The 24,980-nt window shown below is 68.5% G+C and carries 33 protein-coding genes; all 33 read left to right on the forward strand.

All coding sequences use genetic code 11. The features are described 5' to 3' along the window. Positions 1–438 precede the first annotated feature (438 nt). The 33 genes from rpsL to rplO all read left to right on the forward strand — a co-directional run bounded on the left by rpsL (position 439) and on the right by rplO (position 24,939). Complete coding sequence (rpsL, locus tag ABT247_RS16760; protein ID WP_014144289.1) at positions 439–810, forward strand: 30S ribosomal protein S12; 372 nt, start codon at positions 439–441, stop codon at positions 808–810. Between the two features lie 2 nt (positions 811–812). After that, positions 813–1,283 carry a 30S ribosomal protein S7 gene (gene rpsG / locus ABT247_RS16765; protein WP_030055803.1) on the forward strand — a complete coding sequence of 157 codons (471 nt, stop codon included), beginning with the start codon at positions 813–815 and terminating at the stop codon, positions 1,281–1,283. 39 nt (positions 1,284–1,322) lie between these two features. Beyond that, complete coding sequence (fusA, locus tag ABT247_RS16770) at positions 1,323–3,428, forward strand: elongation factor G (RefSeq protein ID WP_350743472.1); 2,106 nt, start codon at positions 1,323–1,325, stop codon at positions 3,426–3,428. A gap of 220 nt (positions 3,429–3,648) precedes the next feature. Continuing rightward, positions 3,649–4,842, forward strand: a complete 1,194-nt coding sequence (gene tuf, locus ABT247_RS16775) for an elongation factor Tu (protein WP_350743474.1) — start codon at positions 3,649–3,651, stop codon at positions 4,840–4,842. A 189-nt stretch (positions 4,843–5,031) separates the two neighbouring features. Continuing rightward, positions 5,032–5,991: a glycosyltransferase family 2 protein gene (locus ABT247_RS16780; protein ID WP_350743476.1), complete on the forward strand. Its 960-nt coding sequence runs from the start codon at positions 5,032–5,034 to the stop codon at positions 5,989–5,991. Beyond that, positions 5,988–6,434, forward strand: coding sequence for a GtrA family protein (locus ABT247_RS16785; protein WP_350743478.1), 447 nt, complete (start codon positions 5,988–5,990; stop codon positions 6,432–6,434). Before ABT247_RS16780 ends, ABT247_RS16785 begins: the two co-directional genes overlap by 4 nt. Before the next feature lie 194 nt (positions 6,435–6,628). Further along, on the forward strand, positions 6,629–8,692 hold the full coding sequence (locus tag ABT247_RS16790; RefSeq protein ID WP_350743480.1) for a hypothetical protein: 2,064 nt from the start codon (positions 6,629–6,631) through the stop codon (positions 8,690–8,692). A 135-nt stretch (positions 8,693–8,827) separates the two neighbouring features. Continuing rightward, positions 8,828–10,150, forward strand: a complete 1,323-nt coding sequence (locus ABT247_RS16795) for a hypothetical protein (RefSeq protein ID WP_350743482.1) — start codon at positions 8,828–8,830, stop codon at positions 10,148–10,150. A gap of 101 nt (positions 10,151–10,251) precedes the next feature. Further along, entirely contained in the window at positions 10,252–10,941 is a 690-nt protein-coding gene (locus ABT247_RS16800; RefSeq protein ID WP_350743484.1) for a glycosyltransferase family 2 protein, read from the forward strand. Continuing rightward, positions 10,938–11,315: a DUF2304 domain-containing protein gene (locus tag ABT247_RS16805; RefSeq protein ID WP_350743486.1), complete on the forward strand. Its 378-nt coding sequence runs from the start codon at positions 10,938–10,940 to the stop codon at positions 11,313–11,315. The genes ABT247_RS16800 and ABT247_RS16805 overlap by 4 nt, the downstream gene beginning before the upstream one ends. 535 nt (positions 11,316–11,850) lie before the next feature. Further along, positions 11,851–12,744, forward strand: a complete 894-nt coding sequence (locus ABT247_RS16810; RefSeq protein ID WP_350743488.1) for a glycosyltransferase family 2 protein — start codon at positions 11,851–11,853, stop codon at positions 12,742–12,744. Positions 12,745–12,889: 145 nt separating this feature from the next. Further along, positions 12,890–14,710 (forward strand): hypothetical protein, encoded by a 1,821-nt coding sequence (locus ABT247_RS16815; protein WP_350743490.1) that lies wholly within the window; start codon positions 12,890–12,892, stop codon positions 14,708–14,710. A 413-nt stretch (positions 14,711–15,123) separates the two neighbouring features. Further along, a complete protein-coding gene (gene rpsJ, locus ABT247_RS16820; protein ID WP_012785157.1) occupies positions 15,124–15,432 on the forward strand; it encodes a 30S ribosomal protein S10 in 309 nt (102 codons plus the stop codon). 14 nt (positions 15,433–15,446) lie between these two features. Continuing rightward, positions 15,447–16,094: a 50S ribosomal protein L3 gene (gene rplC, locus ABT247_RS16825; RefSeq protein WP_153460994.1), complete on the forward strand. Its 648-nt coding sequence runs from the start codon at positions 15,447–15,449 to the stop codon at positions 16,092–16,094. Between the two features lie 4 nt (positions 16,095–16,098). After that, positions 16,099–16,776: a 50S ribosomal protein L4 gene (gene rplD, locus ABT247_RS16830; protein WP_350743493.1), complete on the forward strand. Its 678-nt coding sequence runs from the start codon at positions 16,099–16,101 to the stop codon at positions 16,774–16,776. Next, positions 16,776–17,093: a 50S ribosomal protein L23 gene (gene rplW, locus ABT247_RS16835; RefSeq protein ID WP_030280768.1), complete on the forward strand. Its 318-nt coding sequence runs from the start codon at positions 16,776–16,778 to the stop codon at positions 17,091–17,093. The genes rplD and rplW overlap by 1 nt, the downstream gene beginning before the upstream one ends. 46 nt (positions 17,094–17,139) lie before the next feature. After that, positions 17,140–17,976 carry a 50S ribosomal protein L2 gene (rplB, locus tag ABT247_RS16840; protein WP_030232466.1) on the forward strand — a complete coding sequence of 279 codons (837 nt, stop codon included), beginning with the start codon at positions 17,140–17,142 and terminating at the stop codon, positions 17,974–17,976. An 11-nt stretch (positions 17,977–17,987) separates the two neighbouring features. Then, positions 17,988–18,269 carry a 30S ribosomal protein S19 gene (gene rpsS, locus ABT247_RS16845; RefSeq protein WP_030280772.1) on the forward strand — a complete coding sequence of 94 codons (282 nt, stop codon included), beginning with the start codon at positions 17,988–17,990 and terminating at the stop codon, positions 18,267–18,269. 85 nt (positions 18,270–18,354) lie between these two features. Beyond that, the gene (gene rplV / locus ABT247_RS16850) at positions 18,355–18,702 is read left to right on the forward strand and encodes a 50S ribosomal protein L22 (protein ID WP_030280773.1); all 348 of its coding nucleotides are present in this window, start codon (positions 18,355–18,357) and stop codon (positions 18,700–18,702) included. After that, positions 18,702–19,526 carry a 30S ribosomal protein S3 gene (gene rpsC, locus ABT247_RS16855; RefSeq protein ID WP_030055823.1) on the forward strand — a complete coding sequence of 275 codons (825 nt, stop codon included), beginning with the start codon at positions 18,702–18,704 and terminating at the stop codon, positions 19,524–19,526. Before rplV ends, rpsC begins: the two co-directional genes overlap by 1 nt. A 5-nt stretch (positions 19,527–19,531) precedes the next feature. Beyond that, entirely contained in the window at positions 19,532–19,951 is a 420-nt protein-coding gene (gene rplP, locus ABT247_RS16860) for a 50S ribosomal protein L16 (protein WP_030232476.1), read from the forward strand. Continuing rightward, positions 19,951–20,175: a 50S ribosomal protein L29 gene (gene rpmC, locus ABT247_RS16865; RefSeq protein ID WP_030232478.1), complete on the forward strand. Its 225-nt coding sequence runs from the start codon at positions 19,951–19,953 to the stop codon at positions 20,173–20,175. Before rplP ends, rpmC begins: the two co-directional genes overlap by 1 nt. Then, positions 20,175–20,447 carry a 30S ribosomal protein S17 gene (rpsQ, locus tag ABT247_RS16870; protein WP_030280777.1) on the forward strand — a complete coding sequence of 91 codons (273 nt, stop codon included), beginning with the start codon at positions 20,175–20,177 and terminating at the stop codon, positions 20,445–20,447. The genes rpmC and rpsQ overlap by 1 nt, the downstream gene beginning before the upstream one ends. Positions 20,448–20,550: 103 nt before the next feature. After that, positions 20,551–20,922: a 50S ribosomal protein L14 gene (rplN, locus tag ABT247_RS16875; protein ID WP_030232481.1), complete on the forward strand. Its 372-nt coding sequence runs from the start codon at positions 20,551–20,553 to the stop codon at positions 20,920–20,922. 15 nt (positions 20,923–20,937) lie between these two features. Then, positions 20,938–21,249, forward strand: coding sequence for a 50S ribosomal protein L24 (rplX, locus tag ABT247_RS16880; RefSeq protein ID WP_350743501.1), 312 nt, complete (start codon positions 20,938–20,940; stop codon positions 21,247–21,249). Continuing rightward, positions 21,249–21,818 (forward strand): 50S ribosomal protein L5, encoded by a 570-nt coding sequence (gene rplE / locus ABT247_RS16885; protein ID WP_030280779.1) that lies wholly within the window; start codon positions 21,249–21,251, stop codon positions 21,816–21,818. The genes rplX and rplE overlap by 1 nt, the downstream gene beginning before the upstream one ends. 4 nt (positions 21,819–21,822) lie before the next feature. Further along, positions 21,823–22,008 (forward strand): type Z 30S ribosomal protein S14, encoded by a 186-nt coding sequence (locus ABT247_RS16890; RefSeq protein ID WP_030055830.1) that lies wholly within the window; start codon positions 21,823–21,825, stop codon positions 22,006–22,008. Positions 22,009–22,276: 268 nt separating this feature from the next. After that, a complete protein-coding gene (gene rpsH, locus ABT247_RS16895) occupies positions 22,277–22,684 on the forward strand; it encodes a 30S ribosomal protein S8 (RefSeq protein ID WP_207810340.1) in 408 nt (135 codons plus the stop codon). 22 nt (positions 22,685–22,706) lie between these two features. Further along, complete coding sequence (gene rplF, locus ABT247_RS16900; protein WP_350743497.1) at positions 22,707–23,246, forward strand: 50S ribosomal protein L6; 540 nt, start codon at positions 22,707–22,709, stop codon at positions 23,244–23,246. 3 nt (positions 23,247–23,249) lie between these two features. Beyond that, positions 23,250–23,633, forward strand: a complete 384-nt coding sequence (gene rplR, locus ABT247_RS16905; RefSeq protein WP_031063032.1) for a 50S ribosomal protein L18 — start codon at positions 23,250–23,252, stop codon at positions 23,631–23,633. A 48-nt stretch (positions 23,634–23,681) separates the two neighbouring features. Beyond that, entirely contained in the window at positions 23,682–24,302 is a 621-nt protein-coding gene (rpsE, locus tag ABT247_RS16910) for a 30S ribosomal protein S5 (protein ID WP_207810342.1), read from the forward strand. Then, a complete protein-coding gene (gene rpmD / locus ABT247_RS16915) occupies positions 24,302–24,484 on the forward strand; it encodes a 50S ribosomal protein L30 (RefSeq protein WP_109451325.1) in 183 nt (60 codons plus the stop codon). Before rpsE ends, rpmD begins: the two co-directional genes overlap by 1 nt. 2 nt (positions 24,485–24,486) lie before the next feature. Then, entirely contained in the window at positions 24,487–24,939 is a 453-nt protein-coding gene (gene rplO / locus ABT247_RS16920; protein ID WP_392899695.1) for a 50S ribosomal protein L15, read from the forward strand. Positions 24,940–24,980 lie beyond the last annotated feature (41 nt).

Here is a 24,980-nt window from a genome sequence, read left to right on the forward strand (position 1 = left end):
CTCGTTGATCTCGGTCCGCCAGCCGTCGAGGCGGACGGGCGAGGTGCAGCCGGCGAGCCGCCGACTGTGGTAGAGCGGGTGAAGGCGGCCCGACACCGGCCGGTCGCGTACGGGACACCGGGGCGACACCCGGCCGAAGGCCGCGACCTGCGGCGTTGCATTTGTTTTGACCGCGCCCCATGCGCTAGGTACGCTCTGACCTTGTGCCTGGGGTGTCCCCGGGTCCTTGTGCGTGCATGCACACCGGTCGCCGCGCCGAGCCGGAGCGCCTCCCAGCGCGCCGCGCGTAGAGCGCCGTCGCTGTACATCAGCTCATGGGATTCCGTGTCGGAATAGCCCAACACACCCGACCGCGTGGGTCGACCACGGGGCCGTGTGCGAGGGAAGACACCGCAGGTTAGTTCCACCAAGCCTTGGCACACAGAAAACGGAGAAACGGTGCCTACGATCCAGCAGCTGGTCCGAAAGGGCCGGCAGGACAAGGTCGAGAAGAACAAGACTCCCGCGCTGAAGGGCTCCCCGCAGCGCCGTGGGGTCTGCACGCGTGTGTACACGACCACCCCGAAGAAGCCGAACTCGGCTCTCCGCAAGGTCGCCCGTGTGCGCCTCACCAGCGGGATCGAGGTCACCGCTTACATCCCGGGCGAGGGCCACAACCTGCAGGAGCACTCCATCGTGCTGGTGCGCGGTGGTCGTGTGAAGGACCTTCCTGGTGTCCGCTACAAGATCATCCGCGGTTCGCTCGACACCCAGGGTGTCAAGAACCGCAAGCAGGCCCGCAGCCGCTACGGCGCCAAGAAGGAGAAGTAAGAATGCCTCGTAAGGGCCCCGCCCCGAAGCGTCCGGTCATCATCGACCCGGTCTACGGCTCCCCGGTCGTCACCCAGCTCGTCAACAAGATCCTGCTGCACGGCAAGCGCTCCACCGCCGAGCGGATCGTGTACGGCGCCCTCGAGGGCGTCCGCGAGAAGACCGGCTCGGACCCGGTCGTCACGCTGAAGCGCGCGCTGGAGAACGTCAAGCCGGCCCTCGAGGTCAAGTCCCGCCGTGTCGGTGGCGCGACCTACCAGGTTCCGGTCGAGGTCCGTCCGGGCCGCGCCAGCACCCTGGCGCTGCGCTGGATGGTGGGCTACTCGCGCGCCCGTCGCGAGAAGACCATGACCGAGCGCCTGATGAACGAGATCCTCGACGCCAGCAACGGCCTGGGCGCTTCCGTGAAGCGTCGCGAGGACACCCACAAGATGGCCGAGTCCAACAAGGCCTTCGCGCACTACCGCTGGTAGTCCGTACCCCGTCACTAGACAGAGAGAGAACGAGCCACCATGGCTGCAACCTCCCTTGACCTCGCCAGGGTCCGCAACATCGGGATCATGGCGCACATCGACGCGGGCAAGACCACCACCACCGAGCGGATCCTGTTCTACACCGGTGTCTCGTACAAGATCGGTGAGGTCCACGATGGCGCTGCCACCATGGACTGGATGGAGCAGGAGCAGGAGCGCGGCATCACGATCACGTCGGCCGCGACGACCTGTCACTGGACGGTCGACGGCGTCGACAACACCATCAACATCATCGACACCCCGGGTCACGTCGACTTCACCGTCGAGGTGGAGCGTTCGCTGCGCGTCCTCGACGGTGCCGTGACGGTGTTCGACGGTGTCGCCGGTGTCGAGCCCCAGTCCGAGACCGTGTGGCGGCAGGCTGACCGCTACGGCGTTCCGCGCATCTGCTTCATCAACAAGCTGGACCGCACGGGCGCGAACTTCTTCTTCTGCGTGAAGACCATCGTGGACCGCCTCGGCGCGACCCCGCTGGTCATGCAGCTCCCGATCGGTGCCGAGGCGGACTTCAAGGGCGTTGTCGACCTTGTCCGCATGAAGGCGCTGGTCTGGTCGGCCGAGGCCGCCAAGGGCGAGATGTACGACGTCGTCGACATCCCGGCCGACCTGGTGGAGCAGGCCGAGGAGTACCGCGAGCAGCTGATCGACACCGTCTCGAACGTCAGCGACGAGATCATGGAGCTCGCCCTCGAGGGCGAGGAGATCCCGGTCGAGCTGCTGCAGGACGCGATCCGCAAGGGCACGCTGAACTCGGACTTCACCCCGATCTTCTGCGGCACCGCGTTCAAGAACAAGGGCGTTCAGCCCCTGCTCGACGCCGTCGTCAAGTACCTGCCGTCGCCGCTGGACATCGAGTCCATCGAGGGCACCAAGCCGAACGACCCGGAGACCAAGATCTCCCGCAAGGCTTCGGACGACGAGCCGCTGGCCGCGCTGGCGTTCAAGATCATGTCCGACCCGCACCTGGGCAAGCTCACCTTCGTCCGGATCTACTCCGGCCGCCTGGAGTCCGGCACCTCCGTGCTGAACGCCGTGAAGGGCAAGAAGGAGCGCATCGGCAAGATCTACCGCATGCACGCCAACAAGCGTGAGGAGATCGAGTCGGTGGGCGCCGGCGACATCGTCGCCGTCATGGGCCTCAAGCAGACCACCACCGGTGAGACGCTGGCCGACGAGAAGAACCCGGTCATCCTGGAGTCCATGGACTTCCCGGCCCCGGTCATCCGCGTCGCCATCGAGCCCAAGTCCAAGGGTGACCAGGAGAAGCTGGGTGTCGCCATCCAGCGTCTCGCCGAGGAGGACCCGTCCTTCCAGGTCAACACGGACGAGGAGACCGGCCAGACCATCATCGCGGGTATGGGCGAGCTGCACCTCGAGGTGCTGGTCGACCGTATGAAGCGTGAGTTCAAGGTCGAGGCCAACGTCGGCAAGCCGCAGGTCGCGTACCGCGAGACGATCCGTCAGGCCGTCGAGCGCATCGACTACACCCACAAGAAGCAGACCGGTGGTTCCGGTCAGTTCGCCAAGGTGCAGATCGCGATCGAGCCGCTCGAGCAGGCCGAGGGCTACGAGTTCGTCAACAAGGTCACCGGTGGCCGCGTGCCGAAGGAGTACATCCCCTCGGTCGACGCCGGTTGCCAGGAGGCCATGGAGTTCGGTGTCCTCGCCGGGTACCCGCTCCAGGGCGTTCGCGTCAGCCTGCTCGACGGCCAGTCGCACGACGTCGACTCCTCCGAGCTCGCGTTCAAGATCGCCGGTTCGATGGCCTTCAAGGAAGGCGCCAAGAAGGCCAAGCCGGTCCTTCTTGAGCCGATGATGGCCGTCGAGGTCACCACGCCCGAGGACTACATGGGCGACGTGATCGGTGACATCAACTCTCGCCGTGGCCAGATCCGGTCCATGGACGAGCGTCACGGTGCCCGCGTCGTCTCGGCGCTGGTGCCCCTCTCCGAGATGTTCGGCTACGTCGGTGACCTGCGCAGCAAGACCTCTGGTCGCGCCAGCTACTCGATGCAGTTCGACTCGTACGCCGAGGTCCCCAAGGCCGTGGCTGAGGAGATCATCGCCAAGTCCAAGGGCGAGTGAGGTCCGGCACTGCCGGCTTCAGAATCAGTCCGACATTCGGGATGATTCCGACCCCTTAGGCTATTAGGAGGCGACCCGGGAGGATCCGGACGGATCCTCCCGGGGCCTCCGGCCCCCACCCGCGGGACGGTACGAGGTGCTTGCGGCACCACGGACCAAGCCCGATCAAGACCAACTGACGTCAGCACGGCGTACAGGAACTGTCCTCAGGAGGACTGCAGTGGCGAAGGCGAAGTTCGAGCGGACGAAGCCCCACGTCAACATCGGCACCATCGGTCACATCGACCACGGTAAGACGACCCTTACCGCGGCCATCACCAAGGTGCTGCACGACGCGTACCCGGAGATCAACCCCTTCACGCCGTTCGACCAGATCGACAAGGCGCCGGAGGAGCGGCAGCGCGGTATCACCATCTCGATCGCGCACGTCGAGTACCAGACCGAGGCGCGTCACTACGCCCACGTCGACTGCCCGGGTCACGCGGACTACATCAAGAACATGATCACCGGTGCGGCCCAGATGGACGGTGCGATCCTCGTCGTCGCCGCCACCGACGGCCCGATGCCGCAGACCAAGGAGCACGTCCTCCTGGCCCGCCAGGTCGGCGTCCCCTACATCGTCGTCGCCCTGAACAAGGCCGACATGGTGGACGACGAGGAGATCCTGGAGCTCGTCGAGCTCGAGGTCCGTGAGCTCCTCTCCGAGTACGAGTTCCCGGGCGACGACCTGCCGGTCGTGCGCGTCTCCGCCCTGAAGGCCCTCGAGGGCGACAAGGAGTGGGGCGAGAAGCTCCTCGGCCTCATGCACGCGGTCGACGAGAACATCCCCACCCCGGCCCGCGCCGTGGACCAGCCGTTCCTGATGCCGATCGAGGACGTCTTCACGATCACCGGTCGTGGTACCGTCGTCACCGGTCGCATCGAGCGCGGCATCCTCAAGGTCAACGAGACCGTCGACATCATCGGCATCAAGACCGAGAAGACCACCACCACGGTCACCGGCATCGAGATGTTCCGCAAGCTGCTCGACGAGGGCCAGGCCGGTGAGAACGTCGGTCTGCTGCTCCGTGGCATCAAGCGCGAGGACGTCGAGCGCGGCCAGGTCATCATCAAGCCGGGTTCGGTCACCCCGCACACCGACTTCGAGGCCCAGGCCTACATCCTGTCGAAGGACGAGGGTGGCCGCCACACCCCGTTCTTCAACAACTACCGCCCGCAGTTCTACTTCCGTACCACGGACGTGACCGGCGTCGTGACCCTCCCCGAGGGCACCGAGATGGTCATGCCGGGCGACAACACCGCCATGACCGTCGCGCTGATCCAGCCGGTCGCCATGGAGGAGGGCCTCAAGTTCGCCATCCGTGAGGGTGGCCGCACCGTCGGCGCCGGCCAGGTCACCAAGATCATCAAGTAATTGATGCTCTGACCTGTCCTGCTCGTCAGGCCAGTCCGAAGGGCCCCACGCACCGCGAGTGCGTGGGGCCCTTCGGCGTCTCACCGGGCGCTCACCCGCCTGCCCCTTGCTCTCACGGTGAGCTCATGGCCGACTGTTATGGTCGGCTCACCATCCAGCCCCGCCATCGCGGAAAGTGGGACCCACGTCATGTCTACGGCACCGCTGCTCTCGGTCGTGATGCCGATCTACAACGAGCAGGAGGCGCTTCCGCTCACCGTCGAGCGGCTGCGTCCGATCCTGGACGGGCTGGGGGTCTCCTATGAGGTCGTGGGCGTCGACGACGGCAGCCGCGACGCCACGCCCGTCCTGATGCAGAAGATCCGGCAGGACTGGCCGGAGTTCCGCATCGTCCGCTTCGCCCGCAACTCGGGGCACCAGGCCGCGCTCACCGCGGGCATCCACCGGGCGCTCGGCGACTACGTGGTCAGCATCGACGCCGACCTCCAGGACCCGCCGGAGAAGATCCCGGAGATGCTCGGCCTGGCCCGCGAGCAGAGCCTCGACGTGGTCTACGGCGTGCGCGGGGACCGCGGCACCGACACCGTCTTCAAGCGCCGCACGGCGGGCGCCTACTACTGGCTGATGCGCAAGCTCGTCGGCAAGCGGATGCCCAACCAGGCGGGCGACTTCCGGCTGCTCAGCCGGGCCGCCGTGGACGCCCTCAAGCAACTGCCCGAGCACCAGCCCGTCTACCGGCTGCTGGTGCCGTGGCTGGGCTTCCCCAGCGGCGAGGTGGTGTACGTCCGCGAGGAGCGGGTGGCCGGCGGCACCCACTACCCGGTCTCCAAGATGGTGCGGCTGGCGCTGGACAGCATCACCAACTTCTCCGCCGCTCCGCTGCGGCTGGCCACCTACCTGGGCCTGGTCAGCTTCGTGGTCTGCATCGCGCTCGCGATCCACGCCACCGTCGCCTACGCGCTCGGGTCGACGGTGCCCGGGTGGTCCTCGCTGTACATAGGAATGCTGTTCCTCGGCGGCGTCCAGCTGATCTGCGTCGGGCTGCTGGGGGAGTACGTCGGCCGGATCTACTCGGCGGTGCAGGCCCGGCCGACCTACTTCGTCGGGTACGACTCGGCCGAGGACGACGAGCAGGGGCCCCGCCGGTGACCCCGTCCGGGGAGCCCGCCGGCCCCGCTCCGAGGACCCGGCGGCAGCTGCCGTCCTTCCTGGTCATCGGCGTCCTCAGCACCCTCTTCTACCTGGGGCTGTTCGTCGCCGCGCGGTGGTTCACCGATCCGCAGGCGGCGAACCTGATCGCCCTGGCGGTCAGCGCGGTGGCCAACACGGCGGCCAACCGCCGCTTCACCTTCGGGGTGGTCGGCTCCCGGGGCATGCTCCGCCACCAGGTGCAGGGCGCGGTGGCGTTCCTGATCGGCCTCGGCCTCAGCTCCGGGGTCCTCGCCCTGCTGGCCGAGGTGGCGCCGGACGCCTCCCGGCCGGTCGAGGTGGCCGGGCTGGTCGTCGCCAACGGACTGGCCACGGTGGCCCGGTTCGTGCTGCTGAAGGTCTGGGTGTTCCGGGGCGGGGAGTCCCGCGCGTCCGGGTCCTGAACCGCCGGTGTCCGACGGGCGGCGCGGAGCCGGCCGACGGTTCGCGGACGGCCCGCCCGCGGGCCCGAACGGTCAGTGCCGACACCATCCCTCGGTATGCTGGCGCCTGTAGCCTGCCCGCAGACGGTAGAGGAAGTCCGGACCCGATCGGGGGGAGACGGGCGGCAGGGACTTGACCGGAGGGGCACGGCACCGTGTCGACCGTACACAGCTCGCCCGACAGCGGGATCCATCGACCGACCGCACCGCCCGGGCCACGCCCCTCCGGTGCCGGACGGCGGCGGCGCAACCCGCTCGTCCTGGTCGGCGGGCTCGCCCTGTCCTGGCTGCTGCCGGCCGGGCTGATCGCCCTCCATCTGGGCGTGGTGCTGCTGCCGCTGCTGCTGCTCGCCGTCGCCGCCGTGATCCGGGTCGGCGGTGTGCTGCTCGACCGGCTCTTCGTCGCCGGCCTGATCGTGGCCGGGGCCGTGCTGAGCTTCGGCCTGGTCTTCTCGCTCTGGCCCTGGGGTCTGTCGCCGGTCGCCACCACGGGCACGATGTTCACCGTGCTCACCACGGCGGCCTGGGTCGGCCGGCGCGCCCCCGGGCTGCCGCTGCGCTTCCGCTGGTCCGACCTGCTGGTGCTGGGCACCTTCGCCGGTTTCTGGCACTACCTGTTCCACCCCGTGGCCGGGGCTTCGGCGGCCGAGCGGGTCGCCTACTTCGCGACGTCGGAGGACCGGCTCGCGCACTTCTCCTTCTTCTCCGGCATCCAGGGCGTCGGCGGCTTCAACTTCCTCCACCAGGATGCGGCCAGGGCCTACCTGATCCCGCCGTCCGAGGTGACCTATCCGCAGGGCTCGCACTTCCTGCTGGCCTGGACGGACACGCTGGTCCACTCCGCCGCCGACCCGGGCGACATGCTCCAGACCATGAACCGGTACTTCCTGTACCTGCTGGTGGCGTACGCGCTGTTCTGCACGGCGCTGGTCTGGGCGGCCCGGTGGATCGGCGGGCCGCGGCTGCGCGGCTGGCGGGCCGCGGCGGTCTGCGCGACCGTCGGCTCGATCATGCTCGCCAGCAACTACCTGGACCTGCTGACCCACGGCTTCGACTCCACGTTCATCGGCCTGCTGCTGATCGCGCTCGCCCTGGCGGTGCTGATCCGGCCGGCGATGGGCTTCACCGAGTTCCTGCTGGTCGCCTCCGCCGGTCTGATCACCGTCACCTTCACCTACAACATCTACGGCGCGTTCGTCGGCGTGGCGCTGCTGGGTGCCCTGGTCGTGCACCGGCGCAGGTTCGCCGGGCGCTGGTGGTGGACGCTCGGCGCACTGGCCTGCGCCCTGGCGGTGGCGGCCCTGCCGAGCGCCCTCTCCGTGCTGGGCGACCTCGACGTGGCCAGCGCCTCGAACATGAGCGGCCCGAGCGTCAGCGCGGACCGCTCGATCCTGATCGGCGGCGGTCTGCTCGGCCTGCTGGCGGCCGCCATGCCGCGCAACCGCCGCACGGCCACCGGCCAGGCGCACCTGGCGGTGCTGCTCGGCACGGGCGCGCTGCTGACCGCCTTCGCCGCCTACCAGCTGCACACCATCGGCAGGTACTCGTACTACTTCCACAAGATGACGGCCGTGGGCGTCGTGGTCGCCCTGATCTCGGTCGGCGCGGTCGGGGCCGTCCTTCAGACGTCGTACCGGGGGGCCGGCCGGGCGCTCACCCGGCGGCTGGGGGAGCTGGCGCTCTCCGGCCTGACCGTCGCCGCCGCGCTCAGCCTCTTCGCCAACGTGCAGTGGGGCTTCCTGACCACCGACGACGCCCCGTCCGCCTGGTCCGGCAACCCGCTGGTGGTCTGGGGCCGCGGCGAGTTCGAGAGCGACATGGGCCCCGAGGGCGCGGCGGCGCTGACCGCCCTGCGCAGTGACGGACCGGTGGTCGCGCTGGTCTCCAACGACGACTACAAGAACCTCAAGGCGACCTGGCTCGCCTCGCTGCTGAACCGGCGCGGCGGTGACATGAAGGCGCTGTACGACGTCCACTGGGTGGACATCGGCGGCCCCCAGGTGAAGGAGGAGGACTACCAGCGCTCGTTCGCCAAGCTCAAGGGCGCCGTCCAGCAGCTGCCCGCGGCGCGCACCGCGCCGAAGATCCTCACCGCCGACCGTTCCGTGGGCGAGCGGATCAAGCGGGACCTGGCCAAGCAGGGCACGACGGTCACCGTGGTGAGCGATCCGGGCATCCTCTGGACCCAGCCGTGGGGCCGCACCTTCCCCGGGGGCTGAGATGTCATCGGATACGCGGTCGGCGCGCACCGAGGGTTCACGGCCACCCGCTACTATTCACAGCAATCGCACGGCCTGGCCGGCCTCGTGCGGAGACGTGTGGCTCGGCCGGCCGGTGAATTCGGTGGTCATGTGATGAAGAACCCGATCGCCAAGCTGCTTGGGGTGCTTCCCCCGGGGGCGCGGCTCGTGGTCGGTGGCACGGTCGTGCTCGGAGCCTCGGCGTACGTGTACATGGCGCTCGTGGGCTACAGCCTGAGCACCGTCGGCGCGGCCAGGGTGACGATGCTCTGGACCATCGTGATGTCCGTCGGATGGGGCCTCTTCCAGCCGGTCGAGCTGGAGCTGACCCGGCTGGTCGCCGCCCGCAAGGTGGCCGGACACGGGGCGCTTCCCGCGGTACGGCGGATGCTGCTGCTGGCCATGGCGATCCTGGCCGCGGTCTGCGCGCTGCTGGCGGCCGCCGCCGGCCCGATCGCCGACCAGCTGTTCAGCGGCGACCGCACCCTGGTGGTCGCCCTGGCCGGCGGCCTGGCCGGTCTCGCGGTGAGTTCGGTCGCCCGCGGCGCGCTGGCCGGACTCGGGCTGTTCGGGCCGTACGGCACCCAGCTGGCGGTCGACGGGGGGCTGCGCATCGGCCTGGCCGGCGTGGCGGCCCTGGCCGGGCTGCACTCGGCGCTCGCCTTCGGCCTGATCCTCTTCGTCTCGCCGGTGGCCGCCTCGCTGATCGGCCTGCGCGACACCCTCGCGGACCGCACTCCGGGGCCGGAGGTGTCCTGGAAGCAGCTCACCAGCGGGCTCGGCCTGCTGATCGCCTCGGTCATGCTCAGCCAGCTGGTCGTCAACGCGACCGTGGTCTGCGTGCGCCTGCTCGCGCCGAAGCACTCCGAGGCCTCCGACGCCCTGGTCTTCGCGATCGGCCAGGCGGTGGTGATGGCCCGGGCGCCGCTGTTCGCCTACAGCGCCCTGCAGGCCTCGATGGTCTCCGCGCTCTCCGGCGCCGCCGCGGCCGGCGACCACGGCGAGTTCCGCAAGGTGCTGACCCGTACCACCGCGATCGTCGCCGCGATGTGCATCGGCGGTGGTCTGCCGGTGATCGTGCTCGGCTCCAGGCTCAACCCGCTGCTGTTCAACGCCAAGGACGTGCTCGGACCGCTGGACTTCCTCTGGCTGGTGTTCGGGACGCTCTGCTACGTCCTCGCGACGGTCTTCGGCCAGGCGCTGATGTCGAGCTCGCAGCACCGCCGCCAACTGGTGGGCTGGACGGCCGGTTCCGTAGCATTGGTGGCTGTCGCGCTCACGCCGGGCGGCGTCGGTCTCCGCGCGGAGCTCGCCTACCTGGCGGGGTCGCTGGTCAGTGCCGTCCTGATGCTGTGGTCGCTGTACCGCGCATTCCCCTCCCGCCCCGCCGCCGACCCGGCCGACCGGACCGCGGCAGAGCCGCTGCGGACCCGTTGAGGGCGGGGGACCGGACTGTGATCGGCCGACGCCCATGACCATCATCGATAGACAGACCCGAGGCACGGGCCGCCGTGCCGTTCGCCAAGCATGGAGCACCTGTGTCCGAGTATGACAACGTCTGGCTGGTGATCCCGGCGTACAACGAAGGCCAGGTGATCGCCGACGTCGTGGAGGGTGCGCGCAAGACCTTCCCGAACATCGTGGTGGTCGACGACGGCTGCACCGACGACACGGCCCAGCACGTCATGTCGACCGGCGCGCACCTCGTGCGGCACCCGGTCAACCTGGGGCAGGGCGCCGCGCTCCAGACCGGTCTGAAGTACGCGCTCGGGCAGGAGGGCGCCGAGTACTTCGCGACCTTCGACGCGGACGGCCAGCACCAGACCGCCGACGTCGAGAAGATGGTGGCGCTGCTGCGCCAGGGCGAGGCCGACATCGTCCTCGGCTCCCGCTTCATCGAGCAGACCGGCCAGGTGCCGTGGATCAAGCGGGTCGTGCTCCGCACCGCCGCCGCCGTCAGCCCGACCGCCCGAAAGCTGAAGCTCACCGACGCGCACAACGGTCTGCGCGTGATGAACCGTGAGGCCGCCAGCCGGATCAAGATCACCATGAACGGCATGGCCCACGCTTCGGAGATCGTTTCCTTCCTCGCCGGCTCGGACCTGAGGGTCGCCGAGGTTCCGGTGGACATCCTGTACACCGACTACTCGCGCGCCAAGGGCCAGTCCCTGATCAACGGCGTGAACATCCTCTTCGACATCTCGCTGCGGGAGCGTAACCGCCGATGAATCACCTCTGGATCCAGCTGATCCTGGTCCTGGCCGCGGTGGCCATGGCCCTCCTGTTCGTCCGGCGCTGGGACGCCGCGAACACCCGGGCGTGGAAGCGCATCGCCTTCGCCCTGTTCGTGATCGCCAACATCGTCGCCATCCTGTGGCCGACCGGCGTGACCAAGCTGGCCACCGCGCTGGGCGTCGGCCGCGGCACGGACCTGGTGCTCTACCTGATGGTGATCGCCATGGGCTTCCTCACCCTCAACACCTACCTGCGCTTCCGCTCGCTCGAGAAGAAGCTCACCGACCTGGCCCGCACGGTGGCCATCAACGAGGGCGTCCGCCACAACAACGACCGCCTGGACGCCCCGGTCGGCTCCGACCGCTGACGCCCTCTCCCGCGGGGCGGGCGACGCGCACGAGGAGGGCCCCGTACCCGAGGGTGCGGGGCCTTCTCCGTGCCGTCGGCCAGGCCGGGCCGGGGCACCGGGGCCGGAACCGGGCGCGGCCGGCGCGTGCGGGGCGCGGCCGCCACCGCCGGCGCGTGCGCTGACGGGGCGTCGGAGAGTCCTCGAGCCCGGTGGGGGCCGGAGTGCCCGCGGAGAAGCCCGACCCGTAGGCTGGAACTCCCAGCGCTCGCACACGGATCACCGTGAACCAGGCGGGACGGCGGGCCCCCGTCGCGCGGGCCGGCGGTTCCCGCCGCGTCGTGAGAAACCGTCATTCCGGTGAACCGCCGAACCGGGGGACCCTCCCGAACCGTTCGTCCGAAGAGCCGGGCCCGCCGGCCGCGGGGCCGGGCGCGGTGCCCGGAGCGGCACCGCTCCCCGATCACCGGCCGGAAGCTGGTTGACTTGGCTCGCCCGGCGGCCGCGGCCGGGCGGCACCCGAGCGTGACCCAGGACCAGGAGGTGCGGCGCCGTCATGAGCGTCGATTTCGTCATCCCGTACTACGGCGACCCGGAGTACCTGTTCGCCACCATCGACAGCATCCGGGCCCAGAACCAGCAGGACTGGCGACTGACCGTGGTGGACGACCAGTACCCGGGCAACCGGGCGCTGGAGTACATCGAGGGCCTTGGCGACGACCGGATCCGGTACGTCCGCAACGAGGAGCGGCTGGGCCCCAACGGCAACACGTACAAGGCGTCGACCCTGGCCGAGCGCGAGTTCGTCTCCATGATGGGCGCCGACGACCTGCTGGAGCCGGACTACCTGGACGTCGTCCTGGAGCGGATGAAGGCCGACCCGAACGCGATCGCGGTCCAGCCGGGCGTGAAGGTGATGGACAGCGACGGGAACCTGGTGCCCTCGCTCGGCATCGGCGACAAGGTCAAGCGCCGGATCGCCGCCCCCGCCCGCAAGGCCGGCGTGATCAGCGGCGAGGACGCGGTCAAGAGCCTGCTGTCCGGCAACTGGCTGTACACCCCGTCGCTCCTCTACCGGCAGTCGGCGCTCTCCAAGATCCCGTACCGCCCCGACATCGACGCCGTCCACGACCTGGCGTTCATGGTCGACATGCTGATGGAGGGCGGCAACCTGCTGGTCGACGAGCGCGAGGTCTTCCGCTACCGCCGTCACCAGGCCAGCGACTCCTCGACCCGGGTCAAGGACGGCAAGCGCTTCGACGAGGAACTGCGCTACTACGGGCTGATCGCCAAGGAACTGCGCGCCAAGGGCTGGAACGCGGCGGCCCGCTCGGCCGACCTGCACCTCTCGTCCCGTCTGCACGCCCTGATGGTGGCCGCCGGACGCCTCGGCGCGGGTGACTTCGCCCACGCCGGCGCCATGGTCGGCCGCGCCGTCCGCAGCAGCTGACCGGCGCGGATCCCCTCCAGCAGGCCCTTCGCCCGGAGCAGCCGCTCCGGGCGGCGGTTCTATCATGTCGGCTGATCCCGATCGCCGACCCACCCCGCCACTCCATGCCACTCACCGGACGTGGCCACGCACGGAAGTGACAGACATGACTGATCTGGCCACCAGCCCGGTCGGCGGCTCCGAGGCGGAGCCGCGACAACCGGAGGGCGCCTCCGCTGCCCGCCCCGGGCGGATGGACGGCCTGCTGGCGCGGCCCTGGGCGGTCCGTTCGGCCGAGGCCCTGGTCTCGGTCGTGGCGGCGTTCGTCTTCACGCTGCTCTGCATGCGCATCAACGTCAACCCGCTCAACCGCGTCGGCCAGGTCAGCGGTCTGGCCATGGTGCAGAAGTACGCCGCCGTGGTCGGGCTGCCCGTCCTGGCGGTGCTGCTCTACACGGCCTACCGGGGCAGCCTGGCCCGCTACCAGCTCACCCAGCGGCTGGTCTGCGCGGCTGTCGCCGGCCTGGCCACCGGCGCGGTCGCCGGCGGCATCGCGGTGGCGCTGAACGGCACCGACTGGGGCCTCGGCGGCCAGGAGGGCGACCCGGGCAACCTCATCGGGATGGCCAACGACATGCTGCGCGGCAAGGGCCTGCCCGGCGTCTACCCGCCCGGCTTCCCGGCCGTGCTGGCGGTCTGGTCGAAGCTGTTCTACGGGGGCATCGGCGGCGTCGGCTACGCCATGAAGGACGTCCAGCTGATCTGCAGCGCGCTGGTCGGCCCGATGGCGTACCTGTCCTGGCGACTGCTGCTGCGCCCGTTCTGGGCGCTGCTGGTCGCCGTCCCGGCCGCGATCCTCTTCCTGGACCCGATCCGCCCGTACAGCCACGTGACGATGCTGGTCATGGTGCCGATGCTGGCCGGGGCCCTGCGCGAGCTGCGCCGGGCGCACGAGCTGACCACGCGCTCCACGGTGCTGCGCGGCGTCGGCTTCGGCGTCTCGTTCGGCGTGATGTTCCTCTGGTACTCGGGCTGGTTCGTCTGGGCCGCGCCCGGCGTGCTGGTGCTGACGCTGTTCCTGGTGCCGTGGCGCCGCGGCGCCGCCCGGGTCAAGCGGGTGCTGCTGTTCCTGGCCGCGACGCTGGTGAGCGCCGGCGTGGTCGGCTCGCCGCTGCTGTACGAGCTGGTGAAGCAGGGCGCCCAGGCGAAGGACCGGTACGCCTACCTCTCGGTGTACATCGACCCGGCGTACATCATGGGCTGGGCCTCGGACCGCAACGGCGACCTGAACTACCACGACTTCCCGTGGCGCGGTGAGCTCGCCGGGCAGAGCGCCTACACCCTGCTGCTGCTGGCCGGCGCCGCGCTGGCGCTCGGCCTCGGTCTGCGCAGCGTCCTGGTCCGCACCACCGCGGCGACGCTGATCAGCGCCTGGCTGCTGCGCTTCTACTTCGCCTCGCACCTGGCGAAGGACAAGGCCGTCATGCTGTACCCGCGCACCACCTGGATCATCCTGTACGCGCTGATGATCCTCGCGGTGCTCGGCCTGATGTTCGCCGTCCAGCGGGGCACCGCCTGGCTGCGGACGGTGCAGCGCGTCGGCGCCGACGGCGGGCCCGCGCCGGTGACGCTGCGGCCGGCCGTCACCGGGCGCCTGGTCGCGGGCGCGGTCTGCGCCATGGCGCTGTTCGCCGCCATGTCGGCCTCCTGGTCGGTGGACCGCTACATGCCGACCACCAAGCCGGAGTACGTCCCCACCGCCGACGCCAAGGGCATCGACATGGGCGCGGACGCCTGGCGCGCGCACATCCTGGTGAACCGCAACGGCAAGTGCCCCAAGTACGACCCGGCCGGTCCCACCGACTGCGCCCCGGTCAACAAGGGCCTCCACGAGTACAACAACGAGCCCGACAAGGGCCGGCTGTGGTGCGCCAACGTGACCGGCGAGGAGTGGTCGCTGGTCTGCGGCTCGAAGCGTCCGTGGTGACGCGGGTCCGCGGCCGCGGCTGACGACGGTCACCCTCTCGGGGCCGGTGAGGTGCGCCTCACCGGCCCCGATTGGCATCCGGGCTGCTCCATGTGGCAGTATGTCCAAGTTGCTCGGTTGAGTGCCGATGCTGCGCGCCTCCCGCCGGGAGGACCGGAAGCGAGTCCCATGTACTCGTCGTTCCCGTGATGGCCGTCAAGCGTGAGTTCTACGCCACGGCAGCTGCGGGGCGGACGTACGGGAATCTTCCGGGAAGCGTGTGCGGGGTCTCGACCCGGCTCCCCCCACCCCGGAAAGTTCGAAACCGACGAGTTCTTCGCCGGTTTTTTGCAAGCGCGAGTGCGACACGCCCGAGCGCGGGGGTCGGAGGGGATTCGTGCAGTGACTAACGACAGAAGGACTACTGAGTAGCCATGGCGGGACAGAAGATCCGCATCCGGCTCAAGGCCTACGACCACGAGGTCATCGACTCCTCGGCGAAGAAGATCGTCGAGACGGTGATCCGTACTGGTGCGCAGGTCGCGGGCCCGGTGCCGCTGCCCACTGAGAAGAACGTGTACTGCGTCATCCGCTCGCCGCACAAGTACAAGGACTCGCGCGAGCACTTCGAGATGCGTACTCACAAGCGTCTGATCGACATCCTCGACCCCACGCCGAAGACGGTTGACTCGCTGATGCGTCTCGACCTGCCGGCCGGCGTCGACATCGAGATCAAGCTCTGAGAGGCGCACCGAAGATGGCTAAGCAGATTAAGGGCATCCTGGGCGAGAAGCTCGGCATGACCCAGGTCTGGGACGAGAACAACCGGGTCGTCCCGGTGACCGTCGTCAAGGCCGGGCCGAATGTCGTGACCCAGGTCCACACCGCCGACAGCCCGGCCGGCTACGACGCCGTCCAGATCGGCTTCGGCGAGATCGACCCCCGCAAGGTGAACAAGCCCCTCGCGGGCCACTTCGCCAAGGCCGGTGTCACCCCGCGCCGCCACCTGGTCGAGCTCCGTACCTCGGACGCGTCCGAGTACACCCTGGGCCAGGAGATCACCGCCGAGCTGTTCGAGGCGGGTGTCAAGGTCGACGTGACCGGCACCTCCAAGGGCAAGGGCTTCGCCGGTGTCATGAAGCGCCACAACTTCCGTGGTCTCGGCGCCGGTCACGGCACCCAGCGCAAGCACCGTTCGCCCGGTTCCATCGGTGGCTGCGCCACCCCGGGCCGTGTGTTCAAGGGCCTGCGCATGGCTGGTCGGATGGGCCACGAGCGTGTGACCACCCAGAACCTGACCGTGCACGCGGTCGACGCGGAGAAGGGTCTGCTGCTCATCAAGGGCGCCGTCCCGGGCCCGAACGGCGGCCTCGTCCTCGTCCGCACCGCGGCGAAGGGGCTGTGAGGAAATGAGCACCATTGACATCCTGTCGCCGGCTGGCGACAAGACCGGCAGCATCGAGCTGCCGGCCGAGATCTTCGACGCGAAGGTCAGCGTTCCGCTGATGCACCAGGTCGTCGTGGCGCAGCTCGCTGCGGCCCGTCAGGGCACCCACAAGACCAAGACTCGCGGCGAGGTCCGCGGTGGCGGCAAGAAGCCGTACCGCCAGAAGGGCACCGGCCGCGCCCGTCAGGGCTCGACCCGTGCGCCGCAGTTCGCCGGCGGTGGCGTCGTGCACGGTCCCGTGCCGCGCGACTACTCGCAGCGGACCCCGAAGAAGATGATCGCCGCCGCCCTGCGCGGTGCGCTCACCGACCGGGCCCGCCACAACCGCATTCACGTCGTCACCGGCGTGACCGCGACCGAGGCGCCGTCGACCAAGGCCGCCAAGGGCCTGTTCGGCAAGATCACCGACCGCAAGAACGTCCTCCTGGTCGTCGAGCGCTCGGACGAGCTGGGCGTCAAGTCCGCTCGCAACCTGCCGAACGTGCACATCCTGGACGCGGGTCAGCTGAACACCTACGACGTGCTCGTCTCCGACGATGTGGTCTTCACCCAGGCCGCCTTCGAGCGTTTCGTGGCCGGTCCGGCCGCGTCCGCCAAGGCCGTTGCCGCTGAGGGCGAGCTCGAAGGGAGCGCCGCCTGATGAGCGACGTTACGAGCAAGACGTTCACGGACCCCCGTGACGTCCTGGTGAAGCCGGTCATCTCCGAGAAGAGCTACAGCCTTCTCGACGAGAACAAGTACACGTTCATCGTGTCGCCGGGCGCCAACAAGACCCAGATCAAGCAGGCCGTCGAGGCGGTCTTCTCGGTCAAGGTCGAGGCTGTCAACACGATCAACCGTCAGGGCAAGCGCAAGCGGTCCAAGACGGGCTTTGGCAAGCGCAAGGACACCAAGCGCGCCATCGTGACGCTGGCCGAGGGCAACCGCATCGACATCTTCGGTGGTCCGGTCTCCTGAACCAGGAGATCGTGATCGTCGATTAGGACGAGGACGAGAGAGCCAAATGGGCATCCGCAAGTACAAGCCGACTACGCCGGGCCGTCGTGGCTCCAGCGTGGCCGACTTCGTAGAAATCACGCGGTCCACGCCGGAGAAGTCGCTGGTTCGCCCCCTGCACAGCAAGGGCGGCCGTAACAACGCCGGTCGTGTCACCGCTCGCCACCAGGGTGGCGGTCACAAGCGCGCCTACCGCGTGATCGACTTCCGTCGTCACGACAAGGACGGCGTGCCGGCCAAGGTCGCGCACATCGAGTACGACCCGAACCGCACCGCGCGCATCGCGCTCCTGCACTACGCGGACGGCGAGAAGCGCTACATCATCGCGCCGCGCGGCATCGCGCAGGGTGACCGGATCGAGAACGGCGCTGGCGCCGACATCAAGCCGGGCAACAACCTGCCGCTGCGCAACATCCCGGTCGGTACCACCATCCACGCGGTGGAGCTGCGTCCCGGCGGCGGTGCCAAGCTGGCCCGCTCGGCCGGCTCCGGCATCCAGCTGCTGGCGCGTGAGGGCAAGATGGCGCACCTGCGCATGCCCTCCGGTGAGATCCGCCTGGTCGACGCGCGCTGCCGCGCCACCGTCGGCGAGGTCGGCAACGCCGAGCAGTCGAACATCAACTGGGGCAAGGCCGGCCGCATGCGCTGGAAGGGCGTCCGCCCGACCGTGCGTGGTGTCGCCATGAACCCGATCGACCACCCGCACGGTGGTGGTGAGGGTAAGACCTCCGGTGGTCGCCACCCGGTCTCGCCGTGGGGTAAGCCCGAGGGCCGTACCCGTCGCCCGAACAAGGCGTCGGACAAGCTCATCGTGCGCCGCCGCAAGACCAACAAGAAGCGCTAGGAGCAGGTCAGATGCCGCGCAGTCTCAAGAAGGGCCCCTTCATCGACGGCCACCTCATCAAGAAGGTGGACGCTCAGAACGAGGCGGGTACTCAGAACGTCATCAAGACCTGGTCCCGTCGTTCCGTGATCTCCCCGAGCATGCTCGGTCACACGATCGCGGTCCACGATGGCCGCAAGCACGTCCCGGTGTTCGTCACCGAGTCGATGGTCGGCCACAAGCTCGGCGAGTTCGCTCCGACCCGCACCTTCCGTGGCCACGTGAAGGAAGACCGGAAGTCGAAGCGCCGCTAAGAGCCCCTTCAGTGGCCTCCGGCCACGGGGCCTGAGCTTTCAGCGCCAGAACGACTCAATGACTTACTCCATTAAGGGGACAACCATGGAAGCCAGGGCACAGGCGCGGTACATCCGCGTGACGCCCATGAAGGCCCGCCGCGTGGTGGACCTCATCCGTGGCATGAATGCCACGGAGGCCCAGGCCGTCCTGCGTTTCGCTCCGCAGGCCGCCACCGTGCCGGTCGGCAAGGTGCTCGACAGCGCCATTGCCAACGCCGCGCACAACTACAACCACTCCAACGTGGACGACCTCTACATCTCCGAGGCGTACGTTGACGAGGGCCCGACCCTGAAGCGGTTCCGTCCGCGTGCCCAGGGCCGCGCCTACCGGATCCGCAAGCGGACCAGCCACATCACCGTGGTCGTCAGCAGCAAGGAAGGGACCCGGTAATGGGCCAGAAGGTTAACCCGCACGGGTTCCGCCTCGGCATCAGCACGGACTTCAAGTCCCGCTGGTACGCCGACAAGCTGTACAAGGACTACGTCAAGGAAGACGTCGCCATTCGTCGCATGATGACGAAGGGCATGGAGCGCGCCGGCATCTCCAAGGTCGAGATCGAGCGCACCCGCGACCGCGTCCGCGTCGACATCCACACCGCCCGTCCCGGCATCGTCATCGGGCGTCGTGGCACCGAGGCCGACCGCATCCGCGGCGACCTCGAGAAGCTGACCGGCAAGCAGGTCCAGCTGAACATCCTCGAGGTCAAGAACCCCGAGCTGGACGCCCAGCTCGTGGCTCAGGGCGTCGCGGAGCAGCTGTCCTCCCGCGTCTCCTTCCGCCGTGCCATGCGCAAGTCGATGCAGGGCACCATGAAGTCCGGCGCCAAGGGCATCAAGGTCCAGTGCTCCGGTCGTCTCGGCGGCGCCGAGATGAGCCGTTCGGAGTTCTACCGCGAGGGTCGCGTGCCGCTGCACACCCTCCGTGCGAACGTCGACTACGGCTTCTTCGAGGCCAAGACGACCTTCGGCCGCATCGGCGTGAAGGTCTGGATCTACAAGGGCGACGTCAAGAACATCGCCGAGGTCCGCGCTGAGAACGCCGCTGCCCGCTCGGGCAACCGCCCGGCCCGTCCCGAGGGTGGTCGTCCCGCCCGCGGTGGCGAGCGCCGTGGTGGCGAGCGCGGTGGCCGTGGCCGTCGTCCCGCCGCTGCCGAGGCCCCCGCGGCCCCGGTCGCCGAGGCTCCGGCTGCTGAGAACACCGGAACGGAGGCCTGACCCCAATGCTGATCCCCCGTCGGGTCAAGCACCGCAAGCAGCACCACCCGAAGCGCCGTGGCGCTGCCAAGGGTGGCACCGAGCTGGCGTTCGGCCAGTTCGGCATCCAGGCCGTGACCCCGGCCTACGTGACGAACCGTCAGATCGAGTCCGCTCGTATCGCGATCACCCGTCACATCCGTCGTGGCGGCAAGGTCTGGATCAACATCTACCCGGACCGCCCGCTCACCAAGAAGCCGGCCGAGACCCGCATGGGTTCCGGTAAGGGTTCGCCGGAGTGGTGGATCGCGAACGTGCACCCGGGTCGGGTCATGTTCGAGCTGTCGTACCCGAACGAGAAGGTTGCTCGCGAGGCGCTCACCCGTGCCGCGCACAAGCTGCCGATGAAGTGCCGGATCGTCCGGCGCGAGGACGGTGAGAGCTGATGTCGGCCGCTACCAAGGCTGCTGAGCTTCGCTCGCTGGACAACGAGGGTCTCGTTGCCAAGCTGCGCGAGGCCAAGGAGGAGCTGTTCAACCTCCGCTTCCAGGCGGCGACCGGGCAGCTCGACAACCACGGACGGCTCAAGCTCGTCCGCAAGGACATCGCGCGGATCTACACCCTGATGCGCGAGCGCGAGCTGGGCATCGAGACGGTGGAGAACGCCTGATGACTGAGAACACCAACGAGACGCGCGGTTTCCGCAAGACCCGTGAGGGTCTCGTCGTCAGCGACAAGATGGACAAGACCGTCGTCGTCGCCGTCGAGGACCGCGTCAAGCACGCTCTGTACGGCAAGGTCATCCGCCGTACGAACAAGCTGAAGGCGCACGACGAGCAGAACGCGTGCGGCGTGGGCGACCGGGTCCTCCTCGCGGAGACCCGCCCGCTGTCCGCGACGAAGCGCTGGCGCGTCGTCGAGATCCTCGAGAAGGCCAAGTAACGAAGCCGATGAGGTACGGCCGTATGTGCAACGGGTCCCCCCGGGGACGCCGATGTGAGCAGCGGCCGGCCCGTCGACTCTCGTTGACGATCAGGAGAAAGCTGTGATCCAGCAGGAGTCGCGACTGCGTGTTGCCGACAACACTGGTGCCAAGGAGATCCTTTGCATCCGTGTTCTCGGTGGCTCCGGTCGCCGCTACGCCGGAATCGGGGACGTCATCGTCGCGACCGTCAAGGACGCGATCCCCGGTGGCTCGGTGAAGAAGGGTGACGTCGTCAAGTGCGTCGTCGTCCGCACCGTCAAGGAGCGCCGTCGTCCGGATGGCTCGTACATCCGCTTCGACGAGAACGCTGCTGTCGTGCTGAAGAACACCGAGGGTGACCCCCGCGGTACCCGCATCTTCGGCCCGGTGGGCCGCGAGCTGCGCGACAAGAAGTTCATGAAGATCATCTCGCTGGCGCCGGAGGTGCTCTGACCCATGGCGAACAGCATGAAGATCAAGAAGGGTGACCTGGTCCAGGTCATCACCGGCAAGGACAAGGGCAAGCAGGGCAAGGTCATCAAGGCCATGCCGGCTGAGAACAAGGTCCTGGTCGAGGGTGTCAACCGGGTCAAGAAGCACACCAAGCCGGGTCCCGGTACCCAGGGTGGCATCGTGACCGTCGAGGCCCCGGTGCACGTCTCCAACGTCCAGCTGGTCGTGGAGAAGGACGGCAAGAAGGTCGTCACCCGCGTCGGTTACCGCTTCGACGACCAGGGCAACAAGATCCGCGTTGCCAAGCGGACCGGTGAGGACATCTGATGTCTGAGACGACTGTTGAGAAGGTGGCCCCCCGCCTCAAGGAGCGTTACAACTCCGAGATCAAGGGCCAGCTGCAGGAGCAGTTCTCGTACGAGAACGTCATGCTGATCCCCGGCCTGGTCAAGGTCGTGGTCAACATGGGTGTCGGCGAGGCCGCCCGTGACAGCAAGCTGATCGAGGGCGCGATCCGCGACCTGACCGCGATCACCGGTCAGAAGCCGGCCGTGACCAAGGCTCGCAAGTCCATCGCGCAGTTCAAGCTGCGCGAGGGCCAGCCGATCGGCACCCACGTCACCCTCCGTGGTGACCGCATGTGGGAGTTCCTGGACCGTCTGGTGTCGCTGGCCCTGCCGCGCATCCGTGACTTCCGTGGTCTCTCCCCGAAGCAGTTCGACGGCCGTGGCAACTACACGTTCGGTCTGACCGAGCAGGTTATGTTCCACGAGATCGACCAGGACAAGGTCGACCGTCAGCGCGGTATGGACATCACCGTCGTGACCACCGCTCAGACCGACGACGAGGGCCGGGCGCTGCTGCGCGCTCTGGGCTTCCCGTTCAAGGAGGCGTGAGCCAATGGCGAAGAAGTCCCTCATCGCGAAGTCCGAGCGCAAGCCGAAGTTCGGCGTCCGGGCCTACACCCGGTGCCAGCGCTGCGGCCGTCCGCACTCGGTGTACCGCAAGTTCGGCCTGTGCCGTGTCTGCCTCCGTGAGATGGCGCACCGCGGCGAGCTGCCGGGCGTGACCAAGAGCTCCTGGTAATCCAGCGCTCTAGGCACCGCTAGCGAAGCAGAGGTGCCCGATCCCACAGCGGCCCGTTTTGGGCCTGCCGTACGGAGTCCCGTAAGGTGGTGGGGTCGGGCCCCCTGCCACGGCTTCCCCATGGATGTCCGTGGCCCTCTTCTGGGAGGGCTCGCACCCAGTCTTACTACGTCGTAGGTCCCCTGCGCTTGTGCCCCTGGCGCACTCGAAGAGTGCGGCAGGGGGACCTGGCGCGGAGAAACCACGGCGAGAGAGGCCTGAGGCCATCATGACCATGACCGACCCCATCGCAGACATGCTCACGCGTCTGCGCAACGCGAACTCGGCGTACCACGACTCTGTCGCGATGCCGTCGAGCAAGATCAAGGCGCACGTCGCCGAGATCCTGCAGCAGGAGGGTTACATCTCCTCCTACAAGGTTGAGGAGCCCGCTGAGGGCGAGGTCGGCAAGAAGCTGACCATCGAGCTCAAGTTCGGCCCCAACCGTGAGCGCTCCATCGCCGGCATCAAGCGCATCAGCAAGCCGGGTCTGCGTGTTTACGCAAAGTCCACCAACCTGCCGAAGGTGCTCGGCGGCCTGGGCGTGGCGATCATCTCCACGTCGTCCGGCCTCCTGACCGACAAGCAGGCCGCCAAGAAGGGCGTAGGCGGAGAAGTTCTCGCCTACGTCTGGTAATTCGGGAAACGGAGGTACAGCAATGTCGCGTATTGGACGGCTGCCCATCCAGGTCCCCGCTGGCGTGGACGTCACCATCGATGGCCAGACGGTCTCGGTGAAGGGCCCCAAGGGTTCCCTCACCCACGTCGTCGCTGAGCCGATCGAGATCGGCAAGGGCGAGGACGGCACCGTGCTCGTCACCCGCCCGAACGACGAGCGTCGCTCGAAGGCCCTGCACGGCCTGACCCGCACGCTGGTGGCGAACATGATCACCGGCGTGACCCAGGGCTACCGCAAGTCGCTGGAGATCAGCGGTGTCGGCTACCGCGTGAACGCGAAGGGCTCCGACATGGAGTTCTCGCTCGGCTACAGCCACCCGATCCTGGTCACCGCGCCGGAGGGCATCTCCTTCGTCGTCGAGTCGCCCACCAAGTTCCACGTGGACGGCATCGACAAGCAGAAGGTCGGCGAGATCGCCGCGAACATCCGCAAGCTGCGCAAGCCCGACCCGTACAAGGCCAAGGGCGTCAAGTACGCGGGCGAGGTCATCCGCCGCAAGGTCGGAAAGAGTGGTAAGTAAGCGATGAGCGTCTCTGTCAAGATCGGCAAGGGCAACGCCTACAAGAGCGCCGCTCGCAAGCGCCGCGCGATCCGCGTTCGCAAGCGCGTCGTCGGCACCGAGGTGCGTCCGCGTCTCGTCGTGACGCGCTCGAACCGTCACATGGTCGCCCAGGTCATCGACGACGCCAAGGGTCACACCCTGGCGTCGGCGTCCACCCTCGACGTGTCCATCAAGGGCACCGAGGGCGACAAGACCGAGCTGGCCAAGAAGGTCGGGAGCCTGGTCGCCGAGCGCGCCAAGGCCGCCGGCATCGAGTCGGTCGTCTTCGACCGCGCGGGCAACCGGTACGCCGGCCGCATCGCCGCCCTGGCGGACGCGGCCCGTGAGGCCGGGCTCGACTTCTAAGCCGCTCGTCGACTCTGTCGACGGACGTAAACGAGAGAGGTAATTCCAATGGCTGGACCCCAGCGCCGCGAAGGCGGCGCCGGTCGCGGCACGGGTGGCGAGCGGCGCGACCGTAAGCGTGACGGTCAGGGCAACGCCCAGGCTGTCGAGAAGACCGCTTACGTCGAGCGCGTCGTCGCGATCAACCGTGTCGCCAAGGTTGTCAAGGGTGGCCGTCGCTTCAGCTTCACCGCGCTCGTCGTGGTGGGCGATGGCGAGGGCACCGTGGGTGTCGGTTACGGCAAGGCGAAGGAGGTTCCGGCCGCCATCGCCAAGGGTGTTGAGGAGGCCAAGAAGAACTTCTTCCGCGTCCCCCGCATCCAGGGCACCATCCCCCACCCGGTTCAGGGTGAGAAGGCCGCCGGCGTCGTGCTGCTGAAGCCCGCCGCCCCCGGTACCGGTGTTATCGCCGGTGGTCCGGTGCGCGCCGTCCTGGAGTGCGCCGGCATCCACGACATCCTGTCGAAGTCGCTCGGCTCGGACAACGCGATCAACATCGTGCACGCCACCGTGGCCGCTCTGAAGGGCCTCGTGCGCCCCGAGGAGATCGCCGCCCGCCGTGGCCTGCCGCTGGAGGACGTGGCTCCCGCCGCTCTGCTGCGGGCTCGTGCTGCCGGGGTGAGCGCCTGATGGCTCGCCTGAAGATCACGCAGACCAAGTCGTACATCGGCAGCAAGCAGAACCACCGTGACACCCTGCGCTCGCTTGGTCTCAAGCGTCTGCACGACGTCGTGGTGAAGGAGGACCGTCCCGAGATCCGCGGGATGGCCCACACGGTCCGTCACCTGGTGACGGTTGAGGAGGTGGACTGATCATGGGCGACAACCCGATCAAGATCCACAACCTGCGTCCCGCCCCGGGTGCCAAGACCGACAAGATCCGCGTGGGTCGTGGTGAGGGCTCCAAGGGTAAGACCGCCGGTCGTGGTACCAAGGGCACCAAGGCCCGCTACCAGGTTCCGCAGCGCTTCGAGGGTGGCCAGATGCCGCTCCACATGCGCCTGCCGAAGCTGAAGGGCTTCAAGAACCCGTTCAAGATCACGTTCCAGGTCGTCAACCTCGACAAGCTGGCCGAGCTCTACCCGCAGGGTGGCGAGGTCACCGTCGAGGACCTGGTCGCCAAGGGCGCGGTTCGCAAGAACTCCCTCGTCAAGGTGCTCGGCACCGGCGAGATCTCGGTTGCGCTGCAGGTGACGGTCGACGCCGTCTCCGGCTCCGCCGCCGAGAAGATCAAGGCTGCCGGCGGCACCGTCACCGAGCTCGTCTGAGCCCGCTGACACCCGGCTTCGAGCCCCGCACCTCCTCCGGG

The organism is Kitasatospora sp. NPDC001539 (assembly GCF_040298565.1).
Classification (GTDB): Bacteria; Actinomycetota; Actinomycetes; order Streptomycetales; family Streptomycetaceae; genus Kitasatospora.